This window comes from Candidatus Nanopelagicales bacterium (assembly GCA_018003655.1).
Taxonomy (GTDB): Bacteria; Actinomycetota; Actinomycetes; order S36-B12; family UBA10799; genus JAGNDY01.
Genome location: JAGNDY010000012.1, coordinates 22,902 through 35,003, shown reverse-complemented (window position 1 = coordinate 35,003; position 12,102 = coordinate 22,902). Strand labels below are relative to the sequence as shown.

General features: G+C 62.6%; 9 protein-coding genes. 1 reads left to right on the top strand and 8 read right to left on the bottom strand.

The genetic code is table 11. The features are described from left to right. Window positions 1–118 precede the first annotated feature (118 nt). The 3 genes from KAZ48_03705 to KAZ48_03695 form a co-directional block, all read right to left on the bottom strand. Window positions 119–3,016, bottom strand: coding sequence for a vitamin B12-dependent ribonucleotide reductase (locus tag KAZ48_03705; protein ID MBP7971882.1), 2,898 nt, complete (start codon window positions 3,014–3,016; stop codon window positions 119–121). A 54-nt stretch (window positions 3,017–3,070) separates the two neighbouring features. Then, window positions 3,071–3,625, bottom strand: a complete 555-nt coding sequence (gene nrdR / locus KAZ48_03700; GenBank protein ID MBP7971881.1) for a transcriptional repressor NrdR — start codon at window positions 3,623–3,625, stop codon at window positions 3,071–3,073. A gap of 284 nt (window positions 3,626–3,909) precedes the next feature. Beyond that, window positions 3,910–4,197, bottom strand: a complete 288-nt coding sequence (locus tag KAZ48_03695; protein ID MBP7971880.1) for a LysM peptidoglycan-binding domain-containing protein — start codon at window positions 4,195–4,197, stop codon at window positions 3,910–3,912. A 520-nt stretch (window positions 4,198–4,717) separates the two neighbouring features. Between KAZ48_03695 and lexA the strand changes: the two genes are divergently transcribed. Then, window positions 4,718–5,362: a transcriptional repressor LexA gene (gene lexA, locus KAZ48_03690; GenBank protein MBP7971879.1), complete on the top strand. Its 645-nt coding sequence runs from the start codon at window positions 4,718–4,720 to the stop codon at window positions 5,360–5,362. Here lexA and KAZ48_03685 read toward each other — a convergent pair. The 5 genes from KAZ48_03685 to KAZ48_03665 are packed head-to-tail and all read right to left on the bottom strand — an operon-like array spanning window position 5,359 to window position 12,039. Further along, window positions 5,359–8,196, bottom strand: a complete 2,838-nt coding sequence (locus KAZ48_03685) for a GGDEF domain-containing protein (protein MBP7971878.1) — start codon at window positions 8,194–8,196, stop codon at window positions 5,359–5,361. The two genes, lexA and KAZ48_03685, sit on opposite strands and share 4 nt — an antisense overlap. Further along, window positions 8,168–9,634 carry a GTPase HflX gene (gene hflX, locus KAZ48_03680; GenBank protein ID MBP7971877.1) on the bottom strand — a complete coding sequence of 489 codons (1,467 nt, stop codon included), beginning with the start codon at window positions 9,632–9,634 and terminating at the stop codon, window positions 8,168–8,170. Before hflX ends, KAZ48_03685 begins: the two co-directional genes overlap by 29 nt. Then, window positions 9,591–10,370, bottom strand: coding sequence for a hypothetical protein (locus KAZ48_03675; protein ID MBP7971876.1), 780 nt, complete (start codon window positions 10,368–10,370; stop codon window positions 9,591–9,593). Before KAZ48_03675 ends, hflX begins: the two co-directional genes overlap by 44 nt. Further along, the gene (locus KAZ48_03670) at window positions 10,367–11,170 is read right to left on the bottom strand and encodes a hypothetical protein (protein ID MBP7971875.1); all 804 of its coding nucleotides are present in this window, start codon (window positions 11,168–11,170) and stop codon (window positions 10,367–10,369) included. The genes KAZ48_03675 and KAZ48_03670 overlap by 4 nt, the downstream gene beginning before the upstream one ends. Then, window positions 11,167–12,039 carry a diaminopimelate epimerase gene (locus tag KAZ48_03665; protein ID MBP7971874.1) on the bottom strand — a complete coding sequence of 291 codons (873 nt, stop codon included), beginning with the start codon at window positions 12,037–12,039 and terminating at the stop codon, window positions 11,167–11,169. The genes KAZ48_03670 and KAZ48_03665 overlap by 4 nt, the downstream gene beginning before the upstream one ends. Between the last annotated feature and the right edge of the window lie 63 nt (window positions 12,040–12,102).

Genomic DNA, 12,102 nt, shown 5'->3' with positions numbered 1-12,102 from the left:
GTTCGAGTAGACCCAGCCGCGCTACGTCTGGGAGAGCAACAATCTCAACCCGCGGCGGGTGGGTCCCAGCAATGAGGCTGTCCCGAGCCCGCGTGGTTCGGGACAGCCTCATCTGCAATTAGCTGCAGCCGGACGTACTCCCGCAGCCTTCGCAGACGTAGCAGGAACCAGCCGGGCGCATCTTGATGCCGCACGTGAAGCAGAGTGGGGCGTCGGCTGCCTTGCCTTGGATCACCTCGAGGAGTTCCGCGGAGGAATGCACCTCGCGTCGCTCAGCCTTGGAGACAGGCGCGTTGCTAGCTGCGTCTTCGGCGGGTGAAACCGGTGCCGACTGCGCCATGGACTCGACGACCGCCTCGACGTCTCCGCCTGCAATCTCGGCCGATGCATTGCCATAGGTGTTGGCTACCTGCTCGGCTCGCTCCTCGGCAGTGAAGATTCCCAACGATTCACGGGTCTCCTGCGGCAAGAAGTCCAATGCCAGCCGGCGGAAGATGTAGTCCATGATCGACTGCGCCATCCGAACGTCCGGATCGTCGGTCATACCTGCTGGCTCAAACCGCATGTTGGTGAACTTCTGCACGTACTGCTCAAGCGGGACTCCGTATTGCAGCCCGATGGAGATCGCGATCGAGAAGGCGTCCATCATGCCGGCGAGCGTCGACCCCTGCTTGCTCATCTTCAGGAAGATCTCGCCGAGGCCGTTGTCCGGGTAGTTCGAGGCCGTCATGTAACCCTCGGCGCCGCCCACACTGAACGACACCGTGCGTGCTGGCCTCGACTTCGGAAGCCGCTTGCGAACGGGCCGGTACTCAACCTGGACGTCTGTGCTGACCTCTGCCTTGGTTGCCTTCGCATCGTTGAGTGGCTGGCCGACCTTGCAGTTGTCGCGGTAGATCGCAAGCGCCTTCAGGCCAGTCTTCCAGCCCGCGAGGTAGATCTCCTCTACCTCTTCGATGGTCGCGGTCTCCGGCATATTCACGGTCTTTGAGATGGCGCCTGAGATGAATGGCTGAACTGCGGCCATCATTCGCACGTGACCCATAGGTGTGATCGCGCGCTCGCCCATGGCGCAGTCAAAGACCGAGTAGTGCTCGGGCTTCAGGCCAGGGGCATCGATGACGTGGCCCTTCTCGGCGATGTGCTCGACGATCGCCTCCACGGTCTCGCCGGTGTATCCCAAGCGGTGCAGCGCACGAGGGATCGTCTGGTTGACGATCTGCATCGAACCGCCGCCGACGAGCTTCTTGAACTTGACCAGCGAGAAGTCGGGCTCAATGCCGGTGGTGTCGCAATCCATCATGAAACCGATCGTGCCGGTCGGAGCGAGCACGCTGGCCTGCGCATTGCGCCAGCCATTCTCGGTCCCTATTGCCAGGCACTCTTCCCACTCACGGGCTGCGTACTGCACCACGTCGCTGTCCAGGGTGCCCACTGTACGAATGGAATCGGTGGCGGCAGCGTGCTTGCGCATCACCCGAGCGTGCGCTGAGGCATTGCGGGCGTAACCGTCGTATTGACCGACAACACCGGCGAGTTCGGCGGAACGCTTGTAAGCGGTACCGGTCATGAGGCTGGTGATGCCTGCGGCCAAAGCTCGGCCACCGTCGGAGTCATAGGCCAGTCCGGTCGCCATCAGCAACGCTCCGAGGTTCGCGTAGCCGATCCCCAACTGACGGTACGCACGAGTCGTGTCGCCGATAGCCTCGGTTGGGAAGTCCGCGAAGCAGATGGAGATATCCATCGCCGTGATGACAATCTCTACCGCCTTGGCGAAACGTTCAGCGTCGAATGTGTCGTCGCCCTTGAGGAACTTCAACAGGTTGAGGCTGGCCAGGTTGCACGACGAGTTGTCCAGGCTCATGTACTCACTGCACGGATTGGACGCGTTGATCCGTCCAGTCTCGGGGTTGGTGTGCCAGTCGTTGATGGTGTCGTCGTACTGAATACCGGGATCAGCACACGCCCAGGCAGCCTTGCAGATGGTGTCGAAAAGGGTCTTGGCGTCAACCTCTTCAATTACCGAGCCATCTGTGCGGGAGCGCAGACCGAAGCTCTCGCCACCCTCGACCGAGCGCATGAACTCATCAGAGACACGGATCGAGTTGTTGGCGTTCTGGTACTGGACGCTGGTGATGTCCTTGCCACCGAGGTCCATGTCGAATCCGGCGTCGCGCAGGGCGCGAATCTTTTCTTCCTCGCGCCATTTGGTCTCGATGAACTCCTCGATATCCGGATGATCCACATCGAGAACCACCATCTTCGCCGCGCGACGGGTTGCACCACCGGACTTGATCGTCCCAGCGGACGCGTCAGCACCGCGCATGAACGAGACTGGACCGCTGGCGGTTCCGCCAGACGAGCGCAGCAGTTCCTTGCTGGAGCGAATGCGCGAAATGTTCAGACCCGCGCCTGACCCACCCTTGAAGATCAGGCCTTCCTCGCGGTACCAGTTGAGGATCGAGTTCATCGTGTCGTCGACGGCCAGGATGAAACAGGCGGAAACCTGTTGCGGCGAGGTCGTACCCACGTTGAACCACACCGGCGAGTTGAACGAGAACACCTGGTGCAGCAGCATCCAGGTCAGTTCGTGCTCAAAGACCTCAGCATCTTCCTCGGTGCCGAAGTAACCGTTCTCTTTGCCCGCCTTGGTGTACGTCAGAACAACCCGGTCAATGAGTTGGCGCAGGCTCCATTCCCGTTGATCGGAGCCGGCCGCGCCACGGAAGTACTTGGTGGTGACGATCGTCGATGCGTTGACCGACCAGGTGGTCGGGTACTCGACGTCGCGTTGCTCAAAGACGGTCGCTCCCGTCTTCCAGTTCGTCTGCACGACGTCCCGACGTTCCCACTCGACCTCGTCGTATGGATGCACGCCGGGGGTGGTGAAGAGCCGGTTGATCGTCAGACCAGTGCGATGAACGGACACCTCTGGACCCTTTCTCTCCTTGATCGGCACATGGCCAGCCGGGTCAGCGTGGTCGGTCGAGCGGGAACTGTTGACCGATTCGGCCATTTGGTGCCTCCTTCAAGGGCGGAACAATGCGGCCACGGACCCGTGGCCAACGAATCACATTGCGGGGGGATGGGGATTCGTGCCGGTCGTGCTTGCGGGTTTTGCTGCTGTTACATCGGTGATGTCGATCGTCTGTTCTATGTCGCCGTTGGGAACCTGTGCCGCTCGCTCCATTCGAAGCATCGCGACTTCAGCTTCGAAGTCCTCGAGGCTCTCGAAACTGCGATAGACCGACGCGAATCGGAGGTACGCGACCTCATCGAGCTCACGCAGGGGTCCGAGAATTGCGGTGCCAACCTCGTGAGCGGGCAGCTCAGGGTTCCCGATGACGCGCACTGCTTCCTCGACCTGCTGGGCCAACAAGGCAATGTCGTCATCGCTGACTGGTCGCCCCTGACACGCCTTTCGAACGCCAGCAGCGACCTTGGTCCTGCTGAACGGCTCAACTACGCCGCTACGCTTGGCGATCTGCAGCGACGCGGTCTCGACCGTCGTGAATCGGCGGGTGCATTCCGGGCACTGCCTGCGTCGCCTGATAGCGGCACCATCTTCTGCCGTGCGGCTATCGACGACCCGCGAGTCGTCGTGGTGGCAATACGGGCAATGCATCGGTCTGCGAGCTCCGATCAGGGTCGAAATCGGCGGTTTTGTGGATAACAGTGGGGATCGCTTGGGGAGATCCTGTGCACCATTGGCCACAACCTGTGGACTAATTACACGGTTGTAACACTACATGTAGGGGGAACCGTATGACTCGGATCGCTTCCGCGCAAGCACTTCGCACCAACTGATCAATGTCGTGTCGCGCGCGGTGGCATCGCCGCAGGTCAGAGGCCATATCGCAAGCACGTACCCACACCGCCCCGGGCGTGTCACGCCGTGCCCGACCTGCATCAGCGTGGCGGAATGAGCAGTTCCTGGCCTGGCCGTAAACCGCTGTCCTGCAACTGGTTCAATCGCCGAATCCGATCCATGCTCTTGCGGGTGTCCTCACCTGGCAAAGTGCGCTGCGCGACTACCCAGAGGCTGTCGCCGGATTGAACTGTCTCAACCCGCTGAGCAACCGACTCCCCCGCGCCGGCATCGGCCTCAACGTGCGATAGCGAAAAGCCCGCGCCTGGGAGAAAGCCGAGCGTCGCACCGATCGTCACCGCCAACGCGAACCCCACTATCCATCGCACTCGCGCGGGGTTGGCGGCTGCAGAACTACCAGCGCGCATGAACTCCGGCAACTCCAACGCGTCAGTCCGTCCGCCAGTTGCAGCACTGGTTGCTCGCCGTTGCGAGCGCTCCGGCCGATGCTGGGCGGAGCGCCCACTTGGCCTAGTCCTCCCATAACCCGCAGAGACCACCGCTCCGGCCATCTAAACCACCTCCACTGTTCGCCTCACTCCTGCGAGGCTCCTGTCTTCCGCTGACTAGAACATGTGTTCGAATCGAACGCGTGTTCTATTGATAACACCAGTGGCCGACATTTGGCGACACGGTTTCGAACATATGTTTGATTTGATCGATTTTCATCGCTACGGTTACCTCAACGGGAAGCCAACAAGGCTCTCCATCCACACCGAGGAGGACGCGGTGGCAACGGACACGAGTCAAACTGGCCCACAGAAGACGAAGAAGGCGCCTCGGTCGCGCACCGCCACCACAGACAACGCCGTGAGCGCATTGCCCAGGGCAACCACCGCAGCACGCGGAATGACGGCGCGGCAGCAACGGATCCTTGAGGTCATCAAAGAAGCGGTAGAGGCCCGTGGGTATCCCCCGAGCGTCCGTGAGATCGGAGATGCGGTCGGACTCACGAGCCCTTCCAGCGTCGCCCACCAACTCCGGGTACTCGAGGAGAAGGGCTTCTTACGGCGCGACCCGAACCGCCCACGCGCGCTGGAGGTCATGACCGACGAGGATGCTCCCCGTATCGAGCCGTCGACCAATCAAGTTGACGACGAACTCGCGGCCCTGCGTAGCAGCACGGCGCTGGTGCCGGTGCTTGGTCGAATTGCCGCTGGCGGACCGATTCTCGCGGAGGAATCGGTCGAGGCGATCTTCCCCCTCCCCCGTGACATCACCGGTGACGGTGAACTCTTCCTCCTGCACGTCAGTGGCGATTCGATGGTTGACGCCGCAATCTGCGACGGCGATTACGTCGTCGTTCGCAAGCAGGACACGGCTGAATCCGGCGAGATCGTGGCCGCGTTGCTAGGCGAAGAGGCCACCGTCAAGACGCTCAAGCGTCGCGACGGTCACGTGTGGCTCATGCCCCACAATCCGTCCTACGCGCCCATTCTGGGCGACGAAGCACGGATTCTGGGACGGGTGGTGTCGGTTCTGCGGCGGGTTTAGCCCGCAGGGAATCGATCGTCGACGGACTGCTCCTGCGTTCGCGCTACTGGCGCAGCAGAGTGATCCGGCAGCACGACAACCGCGTCGGAGTTTTCTCGCGGGGCAATCCCTTTCGGCCCGCCTCGCCCAGTCGGGCCGATAGGGGTACCTAGCGACAGGATCTGCTGCAACGACTCGAGCGGAACCGGCTGGCTGAACAGATAGCCCTGAGCGTTTTCGCAACCCAGTTCTCGCAGTACTACTGCCTGCTCCGACGTCTCGACACCCTCAGCGACAACTGGCAGACCTAACGCTTGCCCCAGCGAGGCAATGGTGCGCGTCAACGCGAGGCTCTGTGCGCTGGTGTCCACGTCCTGCACAAAACTCTTGTCAATCTTCAGCACATCGACGGGGAATTGGGCGAGGTACGACAGCGACGAGTAGCCGGTTCCAAAATCGTCGAAAGCCACGCGGCAGCCGAGCTCACGGGCCTCACGCAGAACTTCGGCGGCGTGTTCTGGGTGATCTGCCAGAACGGATTCGGTTACCTCAAGTACCAAGTCAGCTGGACCGATGCCGGCGGCCTCAAGAGCGCTACGGACCTCGTCGAGCAAGGCGGGTTCGAGCTGGTGGCCCGAGACGTTGACACTCATGGAGAACTGGGCAAGCCCATCGACGTCGCGACGCAGTTGCGCCAGGTCACGGCAGGCTTGCCGCAACGCCCACGCTCCCAGCTCGTGGATGATTCCCATCTCTTCGGCCAGCGGAACGAAGTCGCCAGCCAGTACCAGCCCCCGAGTGGCATGACGCCAACGAATCAGCGCCTCTGCACCAATCGGCATCCCGTCGCTGAGCCGGACAATCGGTTGGTAGGCGAGTTCCAGGCGCCCTTGCACAACGGCGGAGCGCAACTCGTGCTCCGCGTGCATCCGCTCAACAAGGGCATCGTGCATGGACGCCTCAAAACGAAGCACCTCGACACGGCTGGCCGTGCGAACGCGACCAAGGGCAAGGTCAGCATTACGAACGAGTTGCTCGGAGCTCTCAATGCCGCTGTCGTTGACCGAGTAACCGGCGCTAATGGCGATGCGGACTTCTCTGCCATCTGGGATCAGAACCGCAGACAGTGCCCGCTGGAGCCGCTCGTGCACCCGACCAACGGAGCGTTCAGCGTTAGCCCCGACGATCAGGACAGCGAATTCATCGCCACCTGTCCTGGCAACGAGGTCCCACGGTCGAACACATCGCTGCAGCGCGGCACCCACTTGGCGGAGGATCTCGTCGCCGGTGTCGTGCCCGATCGTGTCGTTGATGGCCCGGAAGCCGTCGAGGTCCAGAGCAAGGACGGCGACGTTGCCAGGAGCGGCGCCAAGGATGGACTGATCTGCGTGCGTCAACAACGCTGACCGATTTGCCAATCCGGTGAGCTCGTCGAGGTGTTTGGTTTGGGACTCCGTGCCCTTTCTGCGCTGAAACTCCGAGGCATCCTTGGTTCGCAACACGTATCCGGGCAGCCCCTCTTCTCCGGGCAATGCAGTGACTGCGGTGTCGGACTCGCGCCAGGAACCGTCACGACACCTCAGTCGCAACCGAACGGTTCGCGGTCGACCGATTTCCCGGGCCGCCTTGGCGGTCACTTCGGCGAGCGCGCCGTGGTCGTCCGGGTGGACAAAGTCGTAGATGAGCCGATCGTGCCAGTGACCGGGTTCGAAGCCCAGAACCCGAGATACCGATGGTGTCTGATAGACCACCCGGCAGCGCAAGTCGGCAACGGTGACCATGTCCGGTGCGGCATCGACCACCGTGTGGAGCCACGGGGCAGCTGAGTCGGCAAGCGCAACTGTGGGCCGGGAAGCGCCACCACGAGCCAACACGTGACGCAGAACGAGCAGCGCCGCAAAGCAGACTCCGACTGAAACGGACCCAATGAGCACCAGTAGCCCACTATCCATGCCGCTCTTGGTGGCTAACCAAACCAGTGACACAAGCGCCGCCACCACCGGCGCCAACGGAACCGTGAGTGTCAGCCATTCGCGCGAGCGGATCTCGCCAGGCAACTCGCGTTCGGCCGAAGGTCGCAACGCCGCGAGGACAACAAGCCACACGCCAATCAACTGAAGGGCCAATGCCAGCAACTCGGCGTCGATTCCGCGTTGACTGGAGCCCAGTACGACAGTCATCGCGTTGGTCAGCACGAAGACCCCACCGGCGAGCACCAGCAGCAGGATCTGTCGAAACGGCAAAGCGCCGGGCATTCTTGACCTACAGGCCAGCAGGACGGCAAAGGCAGCAATCACCGCGTCGGCCCACGGTCGCACGTCGGCAAGCGCGCCGACCGGCCCGGACCCCGCCGTCGATGGCACCACGACCACAGCCGTGATCACGATGCAGGCGACTGCCGCGGCTGTGAAGTCGATCCAGACGAGAAGTCGGTCCTCCCGTGACCCTTGCATCGGCCGGGGGTACCGCAGGACGGCAATGACGATGAACCCCGCCATCGCGATGCTTCGCACGTTGAGCAGGGTCTGCCACGCCGTCGTGGGACCCGCGGCGACGATCGTCGTCGCACCGAATCCGACGAGCACCAGTGCCCCGGCCACAACAATGACAATCGCGGATCGGCGCACACTAGAGGTGTCGCGAAGCGATCGGTCGACGAAGGCAACCATGACGCTACTGCCAGCGAGAACCATCGCAATCCCCAGCGCCATGAAATCAAGCTGCGAGGGACTCCAGACCGCTGCGGCCGCCACCACGATGGCGCCGACCATGAGTCCGTGCACCACCAGCGAAGTGCGGCGGCTAGCGCCAACCGGTCCTAGCGCGCTAGGGGATTCGGTCTCCGTTGCGGTCATCGGGTTCATACTGCCTGTCGGCATCGGAAATCCCCGGCATTTCGGGCGCGTTTGCGACCTCCTGCAACAAGCGCGCGAGCTGCTTTCCCACCCTCGCGTGCACCCGCGTGCCGGTGGACAGATGTTCCAACTCCACGATGTCCCCCTCGCGGTGAACTTGGGCAACAAGTTCGGCGTGCGCGTATGGCACCACCAGGTCGACCTCAACCTCTGGCGCGGGCAACTCCTGCTCAATGCGCAGGGCCAGTTCCGCAAAGCCCTCACCGGTCAACGCCGAGACCGATATCACGTGGCGCTCAGCCGCATTGAGCTCGGCGAGCATCGTCGGATCGGCGATATCGGCTTTGTTAACGACGAGGAGTTCTCGGACGTCGTCCGCGCCAACGTCGGCCAGGACGGTCCTGACGGCGGCGATCTGCTCGGCCGGGGACTCAGCGGAGCCGTCCACGACGTGGAGTAGCAAATCGGCGTCGGTTGCCTCTTCGATCGTTGACCGGAACGACTCGATGAGTTGGTGGGGCAGGTGCCGAACGAACCCCACGGTGTCGGACATCGTGAACTGTCGACCCGACGGCGTCGTCAACTTGCGCACGGTCGGATCAACGGTTGCGAACAACTCGTCTTGCACCAGGACACCGGCCGAGGTCAGCCGATTGAGCAGGCTCGACTTTCCGGCATTGGTATAGCCGACGATGGCTACCGACGGAGTCCGCGAGCGTCGCCGCGACGAACGGGCAACCTCCCGGGCAGTGGACATCGCTGCGATCTCGCGCCGCAACTTGGCCATTCTGGTTCGAATTCGGCGCCGATCTGTCTCGATCTTGGTCTCGCCCGGCCCTCTGGTTCCGATACCGCCCGCCTGGCGGCTCATCGCAGCGCCCCAGCCACGCAATCGCGGCAACATGTAGTTCATCTGAGCCAGCGCCACCTGCGCTTTGCCTTCGCGGCTTCGCGCGTGCTGGGCGAAAATATCCAGGATCAGCCACGTCCGGTCGACGACTTTGACGCCAACGATCTTCTCCAGTTGTTGGAGTTGCCCCGGGGTCAGCTCGCCGTCGCAAATGACGGTGTCTGCTCCGAGTTCGTCCACGATCGCAGCCAACTCGTGGGCTTTGCCCGAACCGATGTACGTCGCAGCGTCGGGCTTGTTTCGCCGCTGACTGACACCCTCGAGTACCTCGGAGCCGGCGGTCTCGGCCAACCGGGCCAACTCGTGTAGTGAGCGGGTGGCCGCCTCAGAGGTGCCGGTGGTCCAGACCCCCACCAACACCACACGCTCAAGTCGAAGCTGCCGGTACTCGACCTCGGTGATGTCCTGCAGCTCGGTGGACAACCCCGCGACCCGCCGAAGCGACTCGCGCTCGTCTTGGTGGAAGTCGATGTCTGACTCGTTGCTATCCACGTGACGGGTCCGACAAGAACGCCACCAGCCAGTCATGTCGGCGTTCAGTCAAGCGAGTTGCCAAATGCAGACCGACACGCCATAGCAAGAAACACCAGGGCGTCATCAGCACGGCTGCGAGCAGGAAATGCTCTTGTTGTTGGCCGAGGAGGTTGTAGACGAGGATGAATGGGCTCAATGCCAGCAAGGCGGCCGGCGTGGTCAATACATAGGGAATCACCACGCCCACACCCCAACGCAACCAAGTGTCTCGTCGATGCATCCGCTGTTTGAGCGGCATTCTGTGAAATGGCAGCAGCGGCGCAACCAGCGAGCACAGTCCCAGGTAGGCGAACGGCATGCACATCACCGCGACGGCGATGGCTGCTGACAGCACCCACTTGCCCTCAGACGGTGCCAGTCCCCACGCCAACGCGAAGCAGATCGGCGAGATGAGTATCCACAAAACCACGTTTCTGACCGAGAACAGCCGCCGAAGTGCGACCGGATCGTCGATCCGCTGCAGCGTCAACTCGGGATCGGCGCCATACAGGTTGGTCGCGGGAACATCGGCGAACGTCCACGAGGCGATAGCGGCTGGCAGGAAGATCAGTGAGGTGAAGCGAAACACCGCGGCCGGACTGAGCAGAAACCAGCCACCGATCACCAACACCGCGTTGAAAGCAATGACCTGAAGGTCGTCGAACGGCCAACGGAACTGCCGGCCCAACGTGGTCTTGATCTCCTGCCTGAACGGGGGTAGTTCATCCACCTGCACTGCTTCAGTGTTCATCTGACACCCCCAGGAACGACGCTGGCCGCATCCCCGCTGTCGGAGGTCACCCGCGCAAGCAAGTCATCGAGCAGAGTTGCGAAGTCAGCCCGCTCGCCCAAGTCCAGCACGCTCCAACTGTCGGCCATCATGCGATTCGTCCGGCGCTCCGCCTCAGCTCGGGCAACCCCGACCGCCTCAATCCGCGCGGGATCAAGTTCCACGTTGTCCCAGCCGAAGAAGGTGGCGTTGGCCGAACCCCCGGGGCCAGCGATGACAGCCTCGCGAGGTGTCAGCCCGGCAGAAATCACGGCGGACAGATGGTGCGCTCCGCGCAGCTCACGCAACGTCGTGAGCAGCTGCGCCAGCCTTGCTCCGGTCTCATCCGCCAGTGGCAGGGTCCGCCAGCCGGCGAACAGCGGGGCACCCATCGGCGAACTGTGTTCGACGACGCGCTGGGCAAGCTCCGCGACGCGACGGGTGGCACGGTCGTCACCGAGGTTCACCGTCCCCCACTCTTGGCACGCCCGAAGATAAACCTCGACGGCCTGGTCAAAGTCAAGTTCGCGACCCTCTGCCCAGGCACGCCTGACAAAACTCAACGGGAAGAAGCCACATACCGCCGCGACAACATCAGCATCCACCGGGCCCAACACGCCACAGCGTCCGACAAAGTAGGTCGGCCAACCCCGCAAACCCAGGTCCTTGCCCGCCTGACGGGTTTGCGGCGACACGAAGAATGCCCCACCCAGCGTGCCGATCCCGGTGCGCACGCGAGCACCATAGGCGACGTCGTCGTCAGCCGAGAACGTGTCACTCATGCAAGTCCCTTCCACCACACCGGATCGAACTGGCCGCTAGCCACGATCGCGGCGGGGCCGGTCAGAGTCACTCGGCCATCACTGCCTTGCGTGACAACGACCGTGCCGCCGGGAACGTCAACACATACAGTTCCCGTACCTGTGAGCCCCAACCGAGCACGCACCGCAAGAGCAACTGCACACGCACCCGTGCCACACGAAAGCGTCTCGCCAACGCCACGTTCGAGCACCCGTATCCGCGCAGACGGCCCAGCGGGATCGCCTGGGTGATCGGCCGGAGAGTCAACGTGTGAGACGAACTCAATGTTCTGTCCATCGGGGAAACGTTCGCTGCCCTGAGTAACCGTTGCGCCGGCGATATCGCCGAGTGCAGCTACGTCATCAACGAAGACGACGGCGTGGGGGTTTGGCAGCCACCGTGCGTCGGCTGGCCAGCTTCGGTCACCGAGTGTGACAGCGACCTCGGGGTCGTCTGGACCTTCAATTGGGTAGCCCATGTCGACACTGATCGACCCGTCGGACTCCTCCCGACATGCGTGAGTGCCAGCGCGGGTTGCGATCGTGAAGTCGCCGTCGACTAGTTGCTTGTCCAACAGGTATCGAGCGAAGACGCGGCTGCCGTTCCCGCACATTGCGGCCAACGAACCATCAGCATTGCGGTAGTCCATAAACCACTCAGCCTTGTCGCGAACGTGTTCGGCCTCGGTGATGGCCGTGGTCCGAACGATCCTGATCACGCCGTCGCCACCGATCCCGAAGCGACGGTCACAAATCCGGGCAACCATGTCTTCGGTGAGCAGCAACTCACCATCTGGGTCTGGGAACAAGACGAAGTCGTTGCCCGTTCCGTGTCCCTTGAAGAACTCGATGGCCGGGGGCGATGCGTTCACGGCGCAAGGGTACGCAGGTTAGCCGCGCGACGGCATCGCACG

Coding starts and splice junctions, on each gene's coding strand:
- KAZ48_03670 (MBP7971875.1), bottom strand. CDS start 11,170: ATGAGTGACACGTTCTCGGCTGACGACGACGTCGCCTATGGTGCTCGC.
- KAZ48_03705 (MBP7971882.1), bottom strand. CDS start 3,016: ATGGCCGAATCGGTCAACAGTTCCCGCTCGACCGACCACGCTGACCCG.
- KAZ48_03685 (MBP7971878.1), bottom strand. CDS start 8,196: ATGACCGCAACGGAGACCGAATCCCCTAGCGCGCTAGGACCGGTTGGC.
- KAZ48_03675 (MBP7971876.1), bottom strand. CDS start 10,370: ATGAACACTGAAGCAGTGCAGGTGGATGAACTACCCCCGTTCAGGCAG.
- hflX (MBP7971877.1), bottom strand. CDS start 9,634: ATGACTGGCTGGTGGCGTTCTTGTCGGACCCGTCACGTGGATAGCAAC.
- nrdR (MBP7971881.1), bottom strand. CDS start 3,625: ATGCATTGCCCGTATTGCCACCACGACGACTCGCGGGTCGTCGATAGC.
- lexA (MBP7971879.1), top strand. CDS start 4,718: ATGACGGCGCGGCAGCAACGGATCCTTGAGGTCATCAAAGAAGCGGTA.